Here is a 16,156-nt window from a genome sequence, read left to right as displayed (position 1 = left end):
GGGGTGGGGGCATCTCTCCACTCGCGCACTGTTCGAAGTGAGAGACCTTCACCCCACCCCGTCTCACATTTCGCTGCGCTCATGTGAGCCGACCCTCCCCCTCCAGGGGAGGGTAAGAAGCTCAGCCCTTCACCTGCGCGGGATAATGCCGCTGCAATACCGCGTTCGGAATCGCGTAGGCCTCCTGCAGGTCGACGCTCCAGTATTTCAGCTCGTCGAGCGGAATCCGCGCGTCGGTCACCGCGCAGCGCACATAGGTTCCCGGCGAGATCACGCGGAAATCGCCATCCAGATATTGCACCTGGGCTTCGCCATGGCCCGAGGGGCCGAATTTGTTCAGCACGGTTGAATTTCTCCGACCAATTTTGAGGTTATCTGGTTTTCCAGCATTCGATCTATCATAAATAGGTCGTGGTGTCCGCCCGTCAAACCCACCGATTTGTGATGATTTTCGGCTTTGGACGCATGCTAGCCTTCAATCATATGGTCCTCGTGGCAACCCGGAACACGATGCGCCTTCTGTCTTTAGCTGTATTCCTGGCGCTCTCGGCCGTCGCGTTTGCCGCTGACGCGGCGCCGTTGCCGTCGCCGCATCAGGTCGAGATCCCCTTCAGCGGCGGCATGCTGCACGCGCAGCTCTACAAGCCCGACGGCGCCGGCCCGTTTCCGGTGGTGATCGCGTTGCACGGCTGCGGCGGTCTCGGCGGTCAATCCGAGCCGGTGCAGCGGCGCTACCGCGACTGGGCGGAGCCCTTGCTGAAGCGCGGCACAGCGCTGTTGTTGCCGGACAGCTACGGCTCGCGCGAACTCGGGCCGCAGTGCCGCGCCAAGGAGCGCCGCGTCCGCGCACGCAGCGAACGGGTGGCCGATATTATGGCCTCGCGGCAATGGCTGCAGCAGCAGCCCTGGGCGGCGCGCGACCGCATCAGCCTGATGGGATGGGCGGAGGGCGCCAGCGCCTTGCTGTGGGCGGTGCGCCCGCAATCGCCGACGCGCAAGGTCGAGCCGGATTTCCGCTCGGCGGTCGCGTTCTATCCGAACTGCCGGATCTCGTCCGGCCTCGGATGGAGCGCGCGGGTTCCGACGCTGCTGCTGATCGGCGCCAGGGACGACATCAGTTCGCCGCCGGCCTGCCGCCAGATGGTCGACGGCGCGCGCGGGCGCAGCGCGCTGGCGCGGATCGTGGTCTATCCCGGCGCCCTGCACGATTTCGATCGCGCCAATCTTCCGCCGCAAGCGATCGCCGGCGCGGCCGACCCCGCCCTGCCCGAACGCGGCCATCTCGGCACGGATCCGGAAGCACGCGCCGATGCGCAGAAGCGGGTGACGGAGTGGCTGGCGCGGTGATGATTGTTCTTCCCTGGAGGGGGAGGGTCGACGCGCGTGTAACGCGCGGCGGGGTGGGGTGACAGTCTCTCATTTCGAACAGGTGCGCGAGTTGAGAGATCACCCCACCCCGCCTCGCATTTCGCTGCGCTCAATGCGAGCCGACCCTCCCCCTCCAGGGTAGGGTAAGAGTCGCATCCCTAAAACAAACTTCCCTGCCCAGCCGGCTTCACCACGCGCTTCGGCGCTGCCGCCTTCGGCTCGCTCGCCGCCGGCTTCACGGGACGCGTCGCCACCGGCCGGTCCGCATCCGCGGTCGCGCCGACGCGGCCGTCGGCGAATTCGATGTTGAGATACGCGCCAGGGCCGATCTCGGCCGCGGCATGCACGGGCTGGCCCTGCTCGTCGCGCACCAAAGCAAAACCGCGCGCGAGTACGCCGCGATAGGACAGCGCCGACAGCAACTGCCCGCTATGGCCGACCCGCGCGTCGAGCCGCTGCATTACGGTGGCGACCGCGCGCCGCGCGCGCTCGGCCAGCCGCAGCGTGCGTTCGCGCTGGCGCGCGATGGTCTGGCGCTGCGCTTCGGCATTGGCGAGCTTTGATGCCTTCAGGCGAACCTCGAGGCCGGCAAAACGATCGCGGCGGCGGCGCACCAGCGACCGCGCGCTCTGGGTCAACCGTTCGCTGTTGATGGTCAGCCGTTGCGCGGCGTGACTGACCTGCGCGTGCAGGACTCTTAGCGTCAGCTTGGCGCTAACAGCTGCAAAGCGGCGGAAATGCGCATGCGTATTGGCTTTCAGGCCACGGGGCAGGGCGCTTGTCGCGCCGTCCAGCCGCTGCCGCGGGATCGCCAGCAACTCGCCGGCGGCGGGCAGCGCGCGGGCCGCGGCGCGTAGCTCGTTGCGGCGGCTTTCCTGGGCGCGCTGCCAGCACAGCATGGTGCGCCGCGCCAGCGCTGTGACCTCGACGAACAGTTCGGCGCGCACCGGCACCGCCATTTCGGCGGCGGCGGTCGGCGTCGGCGCGCGCTTGTCGGCGGCAAAGTCGATCAGGGTGATGTCGGTCTCGTGACCGATCGCCGAGATCAGCGGGATCATGCTTTCGGCGGCGGCGCGCACCACGATCTCCTCGTTGAACGACCACAAATCCTCCAGCGAGCCGCCGCCGCGCGCCACGATCAGAAGATCCGGCCGCGGAATCCTGCCGCCTTCCGGCAACGCATTGAAGCCGCGGATCGCGGCCGCGATCTGTTCGGCCGAGCCTTCGCCCTGCACCTTGACCGGCCACACCAGCACGCGGCGCGGAAAGCGGTCCTGCAGCCGGTGCAGGATGTCGCGAATGACCGCGCCGGTCGGCGAGGTGACGACGCCGATCACTTCCGGCAGCCACGGCAGCAATTGCTTGCGCGCCTCGTCGAACAGCCCCTCGGCGGCGAGCTTCTTCTTGCGCTCTTCCATCAGCGCCATCAGCGCGCCGATCCCGGCGGGCTCGATCGCCTCGATCACGATCTGGTATTTCGACGAGCCCGGATAGGTGGTGAGTTTTCCCGTGGCGATGACCTCGAGGCCCTCCTGCGGCTTGAACCGCATCCGGCCATGCACGCCCTTCCAGATCACCGCCTCGATCTTGGCGCTCTCGTCCTTCAGCGCGAAATAGCAGTGCCCGGAGGAATGCGGCCCGCGGAACCCGGAGATTTCGCCGCGCACCCGGACATGACCGTAGGCGTCCTCCACCGTCCGCTTCAGCGCGGAGGACAGTTCGGACACCGTGAATTCCGGCGCGTTGAGAAGGGGTTCGGCTGGCGGCATTTCGGATAATCGATTCGGGGTTTTGAGGCTGGCCAGCAAGTTAGGGATTTTCCGCCGGCACCGCCAATCGGACCTTGCAAAGTCATGTACTCTGCAATACAGAGTACTCTACATTTAAACATATCCTCTGAGGAACATCATGTTGAAATCGTTGCTCCGCGGGTCCTTGAGCACCCTGAAGTGGACCCTGTGCGCCGTAGGTGTCGTCGCGGCCCTGATCACCGCCCTCGTCGCCACGCCGCTGTCGCGTCCGCCCGAGCTTGCCTCGATCTCGGCAGCCCGAGGCACGGTCGATTTCAGCGCCTTGCCCGCCGTCGAGCGATTTCAGGCGCGGGATGGCACCTGGCTGGGCTTCCGCCACTACGCCGCCGGCGGCCCCGCCACCGGGCGCGCGGCCATCGTGATTCACGGCTCGTCCGGTTCCAGCGGCGGCACCATCCACGCGCTGTCCGGCGCGTTGGCGGCGCGCGGCGTCGAAACATGGGCGATCGACATTCGCGGCCACGGCGTATCGGGAACCCGTGGCGATATCGGCTATGTCGGCCAGCTCGAGCACGACCTCGCCGATCTCGTTGCCGTCATTCGCAACACCGCGCCATCGGCGCCACTGACGCTGGTCGGCCACTCCTCCGGCGGTGGTTTTGCGTTGCGGGTCGCCGGTTCGCCGATCCAGGACCTGTTCGAGCGCACCGTGCTGCTCGCCCCCTATCTCGGCTACAATTCGCCGACCACCCGGGCGAATTCCGGCGGCTGGGCCAGCGCCGACATTCCGCGCATTGTCGGATTGGCGGTGCTGCGCGCCGCAGGCATCACCTGCTGCGAGGCGCTGCCGGTGCTGGCGCTGGCGGTGCCGCCGAATTCCGAGAAAAATCTGGTGGCCACCTACAGCGACCGGCTGATGCGCAATTTCGCGGTCCATGACGGCAATTTTCACCGCGACCTCGCCGCGGCCCGCAAGCCGGTGACGCTCTTCTCCGGCGCCGATGACGAGTTGATGCTGGTGGATAAATATGCGCCAGCCGTGCACGCGGTGGCGCCCGCGGTTGACGTCAAGCTGATCGACGGCGTCAATCACATGGGCATCGTCAGCGCGCCCAGGGCCATCTCCATCATCGCGGACGAGGTGGCGAAAGCGGGGAGCGGATCGTCATGAGCATCGAAAGCCGGGAAGCTGCCGCCGCGCTGAGCGATATCGAGGATATCGTCCGCCGGGTGCGGCAGTCCCGGATCTATCAGCTCGCCAGCCTGTTGCTGATCATGTGGGGCGCGCTGGTGTTTGCCGCCAATATCGGCTCGTTCCTCTGGCCGCGCACGGCCGGCTACATCTGGATCGCCGTCAACGTGGCCGGGATCGCCGGCTCGTTCGCGATCAGCGCCTTCGGCCAGGCCCGAACCGGCGTGCGCAGTTTCGATGGCCGGGCGCTGGCGGCGCTGTTGCTGTTCTTCGCCTTCGGATTGTTCACGTGCTGGCTCGGCCATTTCGGGCCGCGTGAACTCGGGACCTTCTGGCCGATTTATTTCATGCTGATGTACACCATCGCCGGTCTGTGGGTCGGCAAGGCCTTCGTCGCGATCGGCCTTTCCATCACCGCGCTTACCCTGATCGGCTATTTCTTCGTTGGCCCATGGTTCGAGCCGTGGATGGCCTTCGTCAACGGCGGCGGGCTGATGCTGGGCGGCCTGTGGATGCGCCGGAGCTGACGATGGCCGAGATCGACGACATCATCCACCAGCCGTTGCGCTTGCGCATCATGGCGGCGCTGAACGCGCTGCCGGGAGCCTCGGGCCTCGAATTTTCCCGGCTGAAAAAGCTGACCGGCGCCACCGACGGCAATCTGGGCGCTCATATCGAAACGCTGGCGAAGGCCGGCTATGTCGCGGTCGACAAGGCCTTTGTCGGCAAGAAACCGCAGACCACGGTGACCGCCACCGCGGCGGGCCGCGGCGCCTTCGCCCGCCACGTCGCGACCCTGCAGGAAATCATCGCGGGCGCGGCAGGGAAGCCCTAGCTCCCTCGTCATTCCGGGCCTGCGCCTCAGGTCGGCAATTGCCGACCGACGGCGCATCCCGGAATGACGAAGCCTGGTTAGCTTCCCCTTGCAGAGAGAGGGGGACTCGTGCGACCGAAACCGTTCCGCAGACCCTCATCTGGCACCATCTCATGAACATCCTCCTGCTCGGTTCCGGCGGCCGCGAACACGCCTTGGCGTGGAAGATCGCGGCTTCCCCGCTGGCGACAAAACTCTGGGGCGCGCCCGGCAATGCCGGCATCGCGCGGGACGCCGAATGCGTGGCGCTTGATATCGCCGACCATGCCGCGGTGATCGGCTTCTGCCGGGCCAACAAGGTCGACTTCGTGGTGGTCGGACCGGATGCGCCGATCGCGGCCGGCATCGTCGACGATCTCAACGCCGCCGGCTTCAAGGCGTTCGGCCCGACCAAGGCGGCCGGGCAGCTCGAGAGCTCGAAGAGTTTCACCAAGGCGCTGTGCCGCGCCAACCACATTCCGACCGCCGCCTATGAGCACTTCACCGATGCCGACAAGGCAAAAGCCTACATCCGGGCGCAGGGCGCGCCGATCGTGGTCAAGGCCGACGGCCTCGCCGCCGGCAAGGGCGTCGTAGTGGCGATGACGGAAGCCGAAGCGCTCGACGCAGTCGACATGATGTTCGGCGGCGGTTTTGGCGAGGCCGGCGCCGAGGTGGTGGTCGAGGAGTTCATGCAGGGCGAGGAGGCTTCGTTCTTCGCGCTGTGCGACGGCGAGCACGCGCTGCCGCTCGCCACCGCGCAGGACCACAAGCGCGCCTTCGACGGCGACCAGGGTCCGAACACCGGCGGCATGGGCGCCTATTCGCCCGCGCCGGTGCTGACCGAAGCGATCTGCGCGCAAGTGATGGAAGAGATGATCACTCCGACGCTGCGCGCGCTCGCCGCCATGGGCGCTCCCTACAAGGGCGTGCTCTATGCCGGAATCATGGTGACGAAGGATGGTCCCAAACTCGTCGAGTACAACGCCCGGTTCGGCGACCCGGAATGCCAGGTGCTGATGCTGCGGATGATGTCGGACATCGTGCCGGCGCTGATCGCCAGCGCCGACGGCCAGTTGAAGAATTTCAGCCTGCGCTGGTTCGATGACGTGGCGCTGACGGTGATCATGGCGACCAGGGGTTATCCCGGCGACTACGGCAAGGGTTTTGTCATTGAAGGTCTCGATGACGCGGCCAGGGTCGAGGGCGTCGAAATCTTCCATGCCGGCACCAAGGCCGATGGCGGAAAGATTCTCAGCAATGGCGGCCGCGTGCTGAACGTCTGCGCGACCGGCAAGACCGTGACCGAAGCGCAGCAGCGCGCCTATGCAGCGGTCGACAAGATCAATTGGCCCGAAGGCTTCTGCCGCCGCGACATCGGCTGGCAGGCAGTGGCGAGGGAAAAGGCCGGCAAATAACTCCCCGTCATTCCGGACGACGCGCATGGCGCGTCGATTTCTTCCCTTCTCCCCTTGTGGGAGAAGGTGGCGCGAAGCGCCGGATGAGGGGTCTCTATCCGCAAGCACGGTGCCCGTTGAGCTAACCCCTCACCCGTCCGCGATGCTGCGCATCGCGTCCACCCTCTCCCACAAGGGGAGAGGGAAGTAAGAATCGCGCTGCGATCGCGGCTCAGAGCAAATCCCCGCCCGCCGCGCTTGCCGTCGTCCCGTGCTCCTTGAACGCCTTGATGACGTTCTTGCCGATCTTCCACTTGTGCACCTCGTCGGGACCGTCGACCAGCCGCTGCGAACGCACCTGGGTGTACCATTTCGCCAGCGGCGTATCCTGGGAAAAGCCGAGCGCGCCGTGCAGCTGGATCGCGGTGTCGATCACCTTGTGCACCATGTGGGCATGGAAGATTTTCGCGATCGAGTTCTCCTGCCTGATGTCCTGGCCCTTTTCCGCCTTGTAGGCGATGTGCAGCAGCATCAGCCGGCCGATATAGAGTTCGCTGGCGCAATCGGCCAGCATGAACTGCACGCCCTGGCGGTCGGAGAGCAGCGAGCCGAAGGTCGAGCGCGTCGTGATATGCGCCATCGCCATGTCGAGCGCGCGCTGCGCCTTCGCAACGTTGTGCATGCCGTGACGCAAGCGGCCATAGGCGAGGCGGTGCTGGCCCATATTGAAACCGTTGCCTTCGCCGCCGAGCAGATTGTCGGCCGGCACCTTCAAATCCTTGATATCGATCTCGGAGTGGCCGCCATGGATCACGTCGGCATGCGGGCCCTCGATCGCCATGTTCGCCACGTTGCGCTTGATGATATAGCCGGGGTTCGGCAGTTCGACGATGAAGGTCGAATGCTGCTTGTGGCGCGGCGCGTTCGGATCGGTCCGCGCCACCACCAGCGCCATGTCGGCGACGCTCGCCGAAGACGAGAACCATTTTTCACCGTTGAGGATGTAGTTCTCGTTGCCGTCTTTCACCGCCGTGGTCTGCATGCCCGTGGCGTCGGCGCCGGCCGCCTTCTCGGTCATCGAGAAGCAGATGCGCTTGTCGCCGTTGAGCAGCGGCTTGAGGAATTTGTCCTTCTGATACTCCGTGCCGTGGGCGAGGATCGTCATCATCGAGGCGTCGTCGGGTCCCTGCGTGTTCATCGACAGCGCGCCGAGCATGCTCTCGCCGAGTTCCATCTGCACCAGCGCGTTGGCGAGCGGGCCGAGGCCCATGCCGCCATATTCCTTCGGCACCCACGGACACCACAGGCCCTGCGCGCGCGCTTTCTTGCGCAGCGGTCCCAGCACCTCGGCAAGCGGCTTGGTGTCGAGTTCCTTTTCCGCCGGAATGCACTCGTCATGCACCCATTTGCGGACTTTTTCACGGATCGCCTTGGCTTCGGCCGGAATCTCGAAATCGATCGACATGGGGTTTCCTCGCTTGCGTTCTTGCTGATTGGGCTTGTCGAATGGCATAAACCCGTGAGGTGTCAGCGGCAACGGCAAACAAAGTTTGAAGCAAGAGCCCCGCCGCGCAGGAGTGCCAGTTTCATGCCCGATCTCGCCGATTTGTTTCCCGGTTATGCCGCCGAATGGATCAACACAAGGTCGGGCCGCATTTTCGCCCGCGTCGGCGGCAAGGGGCCGCCGCTGCTGCTGCTGCACGGTTTTTCCGAAACGCATGTGATGTGGCACCGCGTCGCGCCGCAACTGGCGGATCAATTCACGCTGATCATTGCGGACCTGCCGGGTTATGGCTGGTCCGATATGCCGCGTAGCGACAAGGACCACACGCCCTACACCAAGCGCGCAATGGCCAACACCATCATCGACGCGATGGAGCAACTCGGCCATGTGCATTTCGCGCTGGCCGGCCACGACCGCGGCGGCCGCGTCGCCTATCGCCTCGCGCTCGATCATCCCGGGCGTCTGTCGAAACTCGCGGTGCTCGATATCCTGCCGACGCTCGATTACTGGGAGCGGATGAACCGGCTCTACGCGCTGAAGATCTATCACTGGACGTTTCTCGCGCAGCCGTTCCCGCTGCCGGAAACCCTGATCGGCAGCAATCCGGATTTCTTTCTCAAGCAGAAGATGGCAAGCCAGACCAAGTCGAAGGATCTCAGCGACATCGATCCGCGCGCGCTGGAGCATTACCTCGCGCCGTTCCGCGATCCCTCGCGGCTGCACGCGATGTGCGAGGACTATCGCGCCGGCGCCTATGCCGATTTCGAGATCGACAAGGTCGATCGCGACGCGGGCAAGAAGATCACCATCCCGATGCTGGCGCTGTGGGGCGAAGCCGGCGTCGCCAGTGCCGCCGCGACGCCGCTCGATACCTGGAAGAACTGGGCGACCAATGTGCGCGGCGCGCCGGTCGATAGCGGGCATTTTCTGACGGAGGAGAATCCGGATGTGACGGCGAAGATGTTGCGGGAGTTTTTCCTTGGAGAGTGATTGGGTGCAAGGCCGCGCCTCATAAAAGGTCGTCATCCCCGCGCAGGCGGGGATCCAGTACGCCGCGGCTTCTCGGTCAGTCACGACCGCCTCTGGAATACTGGATCATCCGCCTGCGCGGATGATGACAGCGGAGGTTGTTCGCGCGCCGCGCGCCCGATTACCGCCTTACCTTGAAAAAATCCTTCAGCAGCGTCGCTGCCTCCGTTTCACCCACGGCCGAATAAACCTCCGGCACGTGATGGCAGGTCGGCGATGCAAAAAACCGCACGCCTGACTCCACCGCGCCGCCCTTGGCGTCGGTCGCGCCGTAATACAGTCGCCGGATCCGCGCCAGCGAGATCGCGCCGGCGCACATCGTGCACGGTTCCAGTGTGACGTAGAGGTCGCAATCGACCAGCCGTTCGGTGCCGATGGCCTCGGCGGCCTGACGGAGCGCCAGGATCTCGGCATGGGCGGTCGGATCGCGGTCGGTCAGGGTGCGGTTGGCCGCGGTGGCGATCACCTCGTACCCCCGCACAATCACGCAGCCGATCGGCACTTCGCCGGCTTTTCCGGCGTTTTTGGCGGTTTTGAGCGCCAAATCCATGAAAGAAGGGGCCGTCATGCCTCGTATCATCGGAAGAAACCTGCTATGAGAACCGCATTCAGCAAAAGTGGATGCCGGTTTTGCGTGACAATGCGCCTTGAGCCAAGCGCGCGCGCGTTATCGCTATGACAGCCCGTCCACATCCGCCTGACCGCATTTCAAAGATACGAGAGACATTCATGCCCCGCGATAACGACAAAAACAACGATTCCCGCGGCCGGCGCGATCGGCCCACCGGCGGCAAGGGCCGCTCGGGTGCTGCCCGGGGACCGGAGAAGAAGTTCGCCAAGCGCGGCTTTGCCGGCAAGAGCGATGCTCCCAAGTCCGACGGCGAGCGGCGGCCCTATGCGGGAAAACCCGACGGCGCCAAATCCTTCGGCAAGAAACCCTATTCCGGTCCGGGCAAGCCCTACGCCGGCAAGCGCGAAGGTCCGCCGCCGCGCCGCGATGGCGATGCCCCGCGCCGTGACTATGGCGACTCGCCGCGCCCGCGTTTCAATCGCGATGATCGCGCCGGTGGTGGCGAGAAGCGTCCGTACAGCCCGCGAGGCGATCGTCCGAGCTTCAGCCGCGATGACCGTCCCCGTGGTGATGGCGAGAAGCGCCCGTACACGCCGCGCGGAGATCGTGGCGATGCCCGTCCGGCCGCGCGTTTTTCCGACCGGAAGTTCGGCGACAAGAAGCCCTATACCCCGCGCGAGGGTGGGGCTGAGAAGCGGCCCTATACGCCGCGTGGTGACCGGCCGCAGGGCGATCGTCCCTACAGCGCGCGTCCGTCGCGCGATGGCGACCGTCCACGCGGTGACCGTCCCGAGCGAAAGTTCGGCGGCGACAAGAAGTTTTCTTCCCGCGGCGCGCCGGATCGTGGCCCGCGCAAGGACTTTGGCAGCCGCCCTGACCGTGGCGCGGACCGCGGCGAGTCAAAGCCGTGGCAGAAGCGCGATGCGTCGTCGCCCGATCATGCCGGCCGCAATTCGCGTCCGCTCCGCGACGGCGCGCGCAATTTCGACAAGCCCCGTTTCGACAAGCCCAGGGAGGAGCGCGGTGGCGCCGAGCGTCCGCGCTTTTCGCGTCCACGCGAGGATCGCCCGCAAGGTGATCGTCCGAAATTCGACCGTCCCCGCGAGGGGCGCGGTGACCGCCCGCAGGGCGACCGTCCCCGTTTCGACCGTCCGCGTTCCGATCGTCCCCGCGAAGGCGGCAGCTCCTGGCAGGAGCATCCGCGCAGCGAGGCTCCGGGTGAGCGTCCGCGCCGCGATAACGAAGACGACAGCAAGGTGTTTGCAAAACGTCCGGCATTCGGCGGCCGCGGCGAATACCGCGAGCGCAAGCCGGAGTTCGAAAAGCGCGCCGCCCGTCCGCCGCGCGAAAAGAAATCCGGCGAGCGCATCGCCAAGGTGCTGTCGCGCGCCGGGCTCGCCTCGCGCCGCGACGCCGAGGAATGGATCGTGCAGGGTCGTGTCTCCGTCAACGGCCGCGTCATCAATTCGCCGGCGCTCGACGTCACCGAGAACGACGCCATCACCATCGATGGCAAGCCGTTGCCGCCGCGCGAGCGCACGCGGCTGTTCATGTACCACAAGCCGCGCGGCCTGATGACCACCCATGCCGATCCGGAAGGACGGCCGACGGTGTTCGACAATCTGCCGGAAGGCCTGCCGCGGCTGATCTCGATCGGCCGGCTCGATTTCAACACCGAGGGCCTGTTGCTGCTGACCAATGATGGCGGCTTGGCGCGCGCGCTGGAGCTGCCGGACACCGGCTGGCTGCGGCGCTACCGCGTCCGCGCCCATGGCGAGGTCACGCAGGGCCAGCTCGATGCGCTGAAGAAGGGCGTCGAGATCGACGGCGTCAAATACGGTCCGATCGATGCGACGCTGGAGCGCGACCAGGGCGCCAATGTCTGGCTGGTGTTCGCGATCCGGGAAGGCAAGAACCGCGAAGTCCGCAACGTGATGGCGCATCTCGGGCTCGAGGTGAACCGCCTGATCCGGATTTCCTACGGTCCGTTCCAGCTCGGCGAATTGCCGGAAGGCGAGGTCGAGGAGGTCAAGACCCGGGTGCTGCGCGAACAGCTCGGCGAGAAGATCGCCGAACTCGCGGGCGCGGATTTCAACCGGCCGATGCCGGGCGAAGCCGGCGCCAAGTCTGACCTGAAGCCCGACGACGATGACGACGCGCCGCGCGGCAAGAAACCGTTCAAGCCGGCGGGCAAGAGCGGCCTGATCGCCGACCGCAAGGGCCGCCGCGTGCTGGTGCAGCGCACCGGCAGCGACGAAGCCCGCGCCCGCAACGAGGCCGAAGCCTCGGGCTACGGCCCGCCGCGCCGCCCGCAGCGCGGCTACCACGGCAAGCGCGATCTGAAGCCGCGGGACGAGTAAGCATCCATGCGCGTCGTTGGTGGGCGGCTGAAGGGCCGCAATCTCGCGTCGCCGTCGTCGAACGATATCCGGCCGACGGCGGACCGCTTGCGCGAGTCGCTGTTCAACATCCTGATCCACGCCTATGACGATCCGATCGAGGACGCCCGCGTGCTCGACCTGTTCGCCGGCACCGGCGCGCTCGGCATCGAGGCGGTCTCGCGCGGCGCCGCCTTCACGCTGTTCGTCGACAATGGCGCCGAGGCGCGGGCGCTGCTGCGCAACAATGTCGAGGCGCTGGGCCTCGGCGGCGTGACCAAAGTGTACCGCCGCGACGCCACCAATCTCGGACCCGCGCACCCGATGGAGCCGTTCTCGCTGGTGTTCCTCGATCCGCCCTACCGCATGAAGCTCGCCGAAAAGGCGTTGGCCTCGCTGCGCGACGGCGGCTGGCTGACACTAGCCGCGCTGCTGGTGGTCGAGGAATCCAAGGCGGCAGCGTTCATCGCGCCTGACGGTTTCGAGGAGCTCGAGCGGCGGGCGTATGACGATACGGAGTTTACGTTTTTGCGGGCCACTTCGTAGGGTGGGCAAAGCGAAGCGTGCCCACCATTCTTGATTCGTCCACTGTGGTGGGCACGGCGCAAGAGCGCCTTTGCCCACCCTACGAATTGCTAAGCGCTTGATCCGCCTCGATGTTCTTTCTGTGCATGGGGTTGTTTTCGCACTCTTGCTACGGCCGCCCGCTCACCTTCGCCCGAACAGCTTCTCGATATCGCTCAGCTTCAGTTCCACATAGGTCGGCCGGCCGTGGTTGCATTGCCCGGAATTCGGCGTGTCTTCCATCTCGCGCAGCAGCGCGTTCATCTCTTCCGGATTGAGGATGCGCCCGGCACGCACCGAGCCGTGGCAGGCCATGGTGGCCGCGACATGCATCAGGCGGCGTTCCAGCGGCAGCGCCTCGTCCCATTCCGCCATGTGTTCGGCGAGGTCGCGCAGCAGCGAGCCGGCATTGGTCTTGCCGAGCAGCGACGGCGTCTCGCGCACCGCGACCGCGCCGGGGCCGAACGAGTCGATCGCCAAGCCGAACGTCGCCAGTTCGACGGCGCGATCGAGCAGTTGCTCGACGGTGGCCTCGTCGAGTTCGACGATCTCCGGGATCAGCAGGATCTGCCGCTGCACGCCGTTGCGCGCCAGCGAGGCCTTGAGCTTTTCATAGACGATGCGCTCATGCGCGGCGTGCTGGTCCACGACGACGAGGCCGTCGCGGGTCTGCGACACGATATAGGTCTCGTGGATCTGCGTCCTCGCCGCGCCCAGCGGACGGTCGAGCAGATCGGCGGATGGCGCCGGCTGAAAGCGCACGTCCGCCGTTGGCGTGCCGACGTCGAAGGCAGCCTGTCCCGGTTCGGCGAACGCGGTCGCGGCCGATCCTTCGAAGCCCGGCATCGGTCCCGTGGGATAGGCCGGCGAACGCCGCCAGTCCCAATTGCCCGGACGCGGCGCGAAGGAGGGACGAAACGAGGCAAGGGCCGCGCCGTCGCTGTTGGCGGCGGTGCGCTTGCCCTCGCGGGCCAGGCCTTCCTTCAGCGCATGCACGATCAGCGCGCGGACCAGGCCGGCATTGCGGAAGCGGACCTCGGTCTTGGCCGGATGCACATTGGCGTCGACCTCCTGGGTGTCGAGCGTCACGAACAGCGCCACGACAGGATGGCGGTCGCGCGGCAGATAGTCGGAATAGGCCGCGCGCACCGCGCCGATAATCAGCTTGTCGCGCACCGGCCGGCCATTGACGAACAGATACTGCCCGAGCGCGTTGGCGCGGGTCAGCGAGGGCGCGGCGGCAAAGCCCTCGACCACCACGCCATCGCGCTCGGACCGCACCTCGATGGCACTGGAACGGAAATCCGCTCCAAGAATATCGCCGAGCCGCGTCAGCCTGCCGGCGGCGCCGGGCAAGGCGGCGGCCCAGGTCACCGGCGCGCGTTCCTCGCCCGCCAGCGTGAAGGCGATATCGGGTCGCGCCATCGCCAGGCGGCGCACCACTTCGCGGATCGCTTCCGCCTCGGTGCGGTCGGTCTTGAGGAATTTCAGCCGCGCCGGCGTCGCATAGAAGAGGTCGCTGACCTCGACGCGGGTGCCCTGGCTCAGCGCCGCCGGCATGATCGCGGATTTCGCGCCGCCTTCCACCGCCAGCGACCAGGCATGCGGCTCGCTGAGGTGGCGGGTGGTGATGCCGAGTTTCGAGACGGCGCCGATCGAGGGCAGCGCCTCGCCGCGAAACCCGAGCGTTCGGATCCGCAACAGATCCTCGTCGTCGAGTTTCGAGGTGGCATGGCGATCGACCGACAGCGCCAGATCGGCTTGGGTCATGCCGCTGCCGTCGTCGGTGATGCCGATCCGCCGCCGGCCGCCGCCATCGGTGAAGATGTCGATCCGGCTGGCGCCGGCGTCGATGGCGTTCTCCACCAGTTCCTTGACCACGCTCGCGGGCCGCTCGACCACTTCGCCGGCGGCGATGCGGTTGACGACCTGTTCGGGGAGCTGGCGGACGGGCATGGGGCGACTCGTGGGAGGAGGGCCCAATTTAGGGGCTTTTGCCGGGTGAGGGGAGAGCGCGGGCGCGAAACTCCAGAACTCTCCCCGCTGTTATCGCGCCCTCAATCGTCCAAACGGGCAGAGCCGCGCTTCGCCTTGATGTCGCTGCGGCGCTTTTTGCCCTCCAGCCGCCGGGTTTTGGAACCCAGCGTCGGCTTGGTAGCGCGGCGCGGCACCGGCCGCACCATCGCCTCGCGCAATAGTTCGAGCAGCCGGTCGGTGGCGTCGGCGCGGTTGCGTTCCTGGGTGCGGAAGCGCTGGGCATGGATCACGATCACGCCGTCCTTGGTCATGCGCTGGCCGGCGAGCCGGTTCAGCCGCAACGCGGCATCTTCCGGCAGCGTGATCCGGCGGGTGTCGAAGCGCAATTGGGCGGCGGTCGAGAGCTTGTTGACGTTCTGCCCGCCCGGGCCGGAGGCACGGACGAAGGTGATCTCGATGTCATTCTCGTCGATCGAAAGGTCGCGGGAAATCCGCAGCATGGCGTCACCGGGGGCCCGACATTCCCCCAGCGGGAATCGGTCGACGGGGAGGATAGCGGGTTTGTGAGTGGCGCTGAAGGCGGCGTTCCCCGGATGCAGCGCAGCGCGTCGCACTTGCGACGTGGTGCGCTGCTGATCCGGGGTCCATGCGCTTTGTGCTGGATCGCGTGGGTCCCGGCTCTGCGGAGCAGCGTAAGAACGCTGCACCGCGTCCCGGGACACGAATGTGTGGAAATTCGGCTCAGTTCGCCTTCGGCGCTGTCACCGATGCCGGCTGGGCGGCGGCCTGCGGGGCGCGGCCGACGATCACGGTGAGCAGGCCTTGCCCCCACAACCGGCTGGCGGCCTTCTTGGCGTCGTCCAGCGTCACGGCATCGACGATGGCGTTGCGCTTCTCGATGTAGTCGATCGGAAGCTTGTCGAGCTGGTACTGCAGCAGCGCCGAGGCCAGCTTCGAGGAGCTGTCGAGCGCCAGCATCTGCGAGCCCTTGAGATAGGACTTGGCCTCGTCCAGTTCCTGCTGGGTCGGGCCTTCCTCGGCGATGCGGCGGATTTCCTTCTCGACGGCGTCGACGGTTTCGCCGGCGCGGTCGGCGCGGGTTCCGGTGCTGCCGATGAAGATGGCGGAGTGGTTCATCCACAACAGCGATTCATTGACGGAATAGGCCAGGCCGCGCTTCTCGCGGACCTCCCGGTAGAGCCGGGACGACAGCCCGCCGCCGCCCAGAATGTGATTGACGACATAACCGGCCATGAAATTCGGATCGTTGCGCTTGATGCCGGGGCCGCCGAACGTCACCACGGTCTGCGGCACGTCGAGCGGAATGAAAGCGCGCTGCGGCGGCCTGGCGGCTTCGACCTCGGCGACCGGCGTCAGGCTGGCCTTGGCCGGCAATCCGCCGAAGGTCTTGTCGAGCAGCTGGCCGAGCGTGGCCGGGTCGACATCGCCGACCACGGCGATCCGCAGCGTATCCTTCGCCAGCACGCGGGCGACGTAGTCCTTTATGTCGGCGGTATCGATCGCCGCCACGCTATCCAGCCTGCCCTTGGCCTGCCGGCCGTAGGGATGGTC

Annotated in this window: 15 protein-coding genes; 8 read left to right on the top strand and 7 right to left on the bottom strand. The window is 66.4% G+C overall.

The features are described 5' to 3' along the window. Positions 1-121 precede the first annotated feature (121 nt). Complete coding sequence (locus Q7T45_RS01000) at positions 122-343, bottom strand: DUF2093 domain-containing protein (protein ID WP_304866265.1); 222 nt, start codon at positions 341-343, stop codon at positions 122-124. A 167-nt stretch (positions 344-510) separates the two neighbouring features. On the opposite strand from Q7T45_RS01000, the gene Q7T45_RS00995 reads away from it, so the two are divergent. After that, positions 511-1,347, top strand: a complete 837-nt coding sequence (locus Q7T45_RS00995) for a dienelactone hydrolase family protein (protein ID WP_304866263.1) — start codon at positions 511-513, stop codon at positions 1,345-1,347. 179 nt (positions 1,348-1,526) lie between these two features. Here Q7T45_RS00995 and xseA read toward each other — a convergent pair whose 3' ends face one another. Beyond that, positions 1,527-3,137 (bottom strand): exodeoxyribonuclease VII large subunit, encoded by a 1,611-nt coding sequence (xseA, locus tag Q7T45_RS00990; protein ID WP_304866260.1) that lies wholly within the window; start codon positions 3,135-3,137, stop codon positions 1,527-1,529. A 139-nt stretch (positions 3,138-3,276) separates the two neighbouring features. Here xseA and Q7T45_RS00985 point away from each other — a divergent pair, with 139 nt between their 5' ends. The 4 genes from Q7T45_RS00985 to purD all read left to right on the top strand — a co-directional run bounded on the left by Q7T45_RS00985 (position 3,277) and on the right by purD (position 6,582). Continuing rightward, complete coding sequence (locus Q7T45_RS00985; protein ID WP_304866257.1) at positions 3,277-4,290, top strand: alpha/beta hydrolase; 1,014 nt, start codon at positions 3,277-3,279, stop codon at positions 4,288-4,290. Further along, complete coding sequence (locus tag Q7T45_RS00980) at positions 4,287-4,838, top strand: hypothetical protein (protein WP_304866254.1); 552 nt, start codon at positions 4,287-4,289, stop codon at positions 4,836-4,838. Before Q7T45_RS00985 ends, Q7T45_RS00980 begins: the two co-directional genes overlap by 4 nt. 2 nt (positions 4,839-4,840) lie before the next feature. After that, a complete protein-coding gene (locus Q7T45_RS00975) occupies positions 4,841-5,146 on the top strand; it encodes a transcriptional regulator (protein WP_304866251.1) in 306 nt (101 codons plus the stop codon). A gap of 152 nt (positions 5,147-5,298) precedes the next feature. Then, positions 5,299-6,582 (top strand): phosphoribosylamine--glycine ligase, encoded by a 1,284-nt coding sequence (gene purD / locus Q7T45_RS00970; protein WP_304866248.1) that lies wholly within the window; start codon positions 5,299-5,301, stop codon positions 6,580-6,582. 211 nt (positions 6,583-6,793) lie between these two features. On the opposite strand, the gene Q7T45_RS00965 is transcribed toward purD, so the two are convergent. Then, the gene (locus Q7T45_RS00965; RefSeq protein WP_304866246.1) at positions 6,794-8,026 is read right to left on the bottom strand and encodes an acyl-CoA dehydrogenase family protein; all 1,233 of its coding nucleotides are present in this window, start codon (positions 8,024-8,026) and stop codon (positions 6,794-6,796) included. A 123-nt stretch (positions 8,027-8,149) separates the two neighbouring features. Between Q7T45_RS00965 and Q7T45_RS00960 the strand changes: the two genes are divergently transcribed. Then, on the top strand, positions 8,150-9,055 hold the full coding sequence (locus tag Q7T45_RS00960; RefSeq protein WP_304866244.1) for an alpha/beta fold hydrolase: 906 nt from the start codon (positions 8,150-8,152) through the stop codon (positions 9,053-9,055). Between the two features lie 160 nt (positions 9,056-9,215). Here Q7T45_RS00960 and Q7T45_RS00955 read toward each other — a convergent pair whose 3' ends face one another. Further along, entirely contained in the window at positions 9,216-9,674 is a 459-nt protein-coding gene (locus Q7T45_RS00955) for a nucleoside deaminase (protein WP_304866241.1), read from the bottom strand. A gap of 149 nt (positions 9,675-9,823) precedes the next feature. On the opposite strand from Q7T45_RS00955, the gene Q7T45_RS00950 reads away from it, so the two are divergent. Together Q7T45_RS00950 and rsmD are read left to right on the top strand one after the other, a co-directional pair. Beyond that, the gene (locus Q7T45_RS00950) at positions 9,824-12,025 is read left to right on the top strand and encodes a pseudouridine synthase (RefSeq protein WP_304866238.1); all 2,202 of its coding nucleotides are present in this window, start codon (positions 9,824-9,826) and stop codon (positions 12,023-12,025) included. Positions 12,026-12,031: 6 nt separating this feature from the next. Then, positions 12,032-12,589, top strand: coding sequence for a 16S rRNA (guanine(966)-N(2))-methyltransferase RsmD (gene rsmD, locus Q7T45_RS00945; RefSeq protein ID WP_304866235.1), 558 nt, complete (start codon positions 12,032-12,034; stop codon positions 12,587-12,589). Positions 12,590-12,751: 162 nt separating this feature from the next. On the opposite strand, the gene mutL is transcribed toward rsmD, so the two are convergent. From mutL to Q7T45_RS00930, 3 genes are all read right to left on the bottom strand, one after another. After that, positions 12,752-14,563, bottom strand: a complete 1,812-nt coding sequence (gene mutL / locus Q7T45_RS00940; protein ID WP_304866232.1) for a DNA mismatch repair endonuclease MutL — start codon at positions 14,561-14,563, stop codon at positions 12,752-12,754. Positions 14,564-14,664: 101 nt separating this feature from the next. Next, the gene (gene arfB, locus Q7T45_RS00935) at positions 14,665-15,084 is read right to left on the bottom strand and encodes an alternative ribosome rescue aminoacyl-tRNA hydrolase ArfB (RefSeq protein WP_304866229.1); all 420 of its coding nucleotides are present in this window, start codon (positions 15,082-15,084) and stop codon (positions 14,665-14,667) included. 241 nt (positions 15,085-15,325) lie between these two features. After that, positions 15,326-16,156, bottom strand: an 831-nt coding sequence (locus Q7T45_RS00930; protein WP_304866226.1) for a pitrilysin family protein, incomplete at its 5' end; no start/stop codon positions are given.

Source organism: Bradyrhizobium sp. (genome assembly GCF_030646015.1).
Taxonomy (GTDB): Bacteria; Pseudomonadota; Alphaproteobacteria; order Rhizobiales; family Xanthobacteraceae; genus Bradyrhizobium.
Note: the sequence above shows the minus strand (reverse complement) of the source record. Positions and strands in the feature narration are given on the sequence as shown.

What these genes read in the sequence shown, in the direction of transcription:
- Q7T45_RS00995 (WP_304866263.1), top strand. Translation starts at nt 511, where the DNA reads ATGCGCCTTCTGTCTTTAGCTGTATTCCTGGCGCTCTCGGCCGTCGCG.
- xseA (WP_304866260.1), bottom strand. Translation starts at nt 3,137, where the DNA reads ATGCCGCCAGCCGAACCCCTTCTCAACGCGCCGGAATTCACGGTGTCC.
- Q7T45_RS00985 (WP_304866257.1), top strand. Translation starts at nt 3,277, where the DNA reads ATGTTGAAATCGTTGCTCCGCGGGTCCTTGAGCACCCTGAAGTGGACC.
- Q7T45_RS00980 (WP_304866254.1), top strand. Translation starts at nt 4,287, where the DNA reads ATGAGCATCGAAAGCCGGGAAGCTGCCGCCGCGCTGAGCGATATCGAG.
- Q7T45_RS00975 (WP_304866251.1), top strand. Translation starts at nt 4,841, where the DNA reads ATGGCCGAGATCGACGACATCATCCACCAGCCGTTGCGCTTGCGCATC.
- purD (WP_304866248.1), top strand. Translation starts at nt 5,299, where the DNA reads ATGAACATCCTCCTGCTCGGTTCCGGCGGCCGCGAACACGCCTTGGCG.
- Q7T45_RS00965 (WP_304866246.1), bottom strand. Translation starts at nt 8,026, where the DNA reads ATGTCGATCGATTTCGAGATTCCGGCCGAAGCCAAGGCGATCCGTGAA.
- Q7T45_RS00960 (WP_304866244.1), top strand. Translation starts at nt 8,150, where the DNA reads ATGCCCGATCTCGCCGATTTGTTTCCCGGTTATGCCGCCGAATGGATC.
- Q7T45_RS00955 (WP_304866241.1), bottom strand. Translation starts at nt 9,674, where the DNA reads ATGATACGAGGCATGACGGCCCCTTCTTTCATGGATTTGGCGCTCAAA.
- Q7T45_RS00950 (WP_304866238.1), top strand. Translation starts at nt 9,824, where the DNA reads ATGCCCCGCGATAACGACAAAAACAACGATTCCCGCGGCCGGCGCGAT.
- rsmD (WP_304866235.1), top strand. Translation starts at nt 12,032, where the DNA reads ATGCGCGTCGTTGGTGGGCGGCTGAAGGGCCGCAATCTCGCGTCGCCG.
- mutL (WP_304866232.1), bottom strand. Translation starts at nt 14,563, where the DNA reads ATGCCCGTCCGCCAGCTCCCCGAACAGGTCGTCAACCGCATCGCCGCC.
- arfB (WP_304866229.1), bottom strand. Translation starts at nt 15,084, where the DNA reads ATGCTGCGGATTTCCCGCGACCTTTCGATCGACGAGAATGACATCGAG.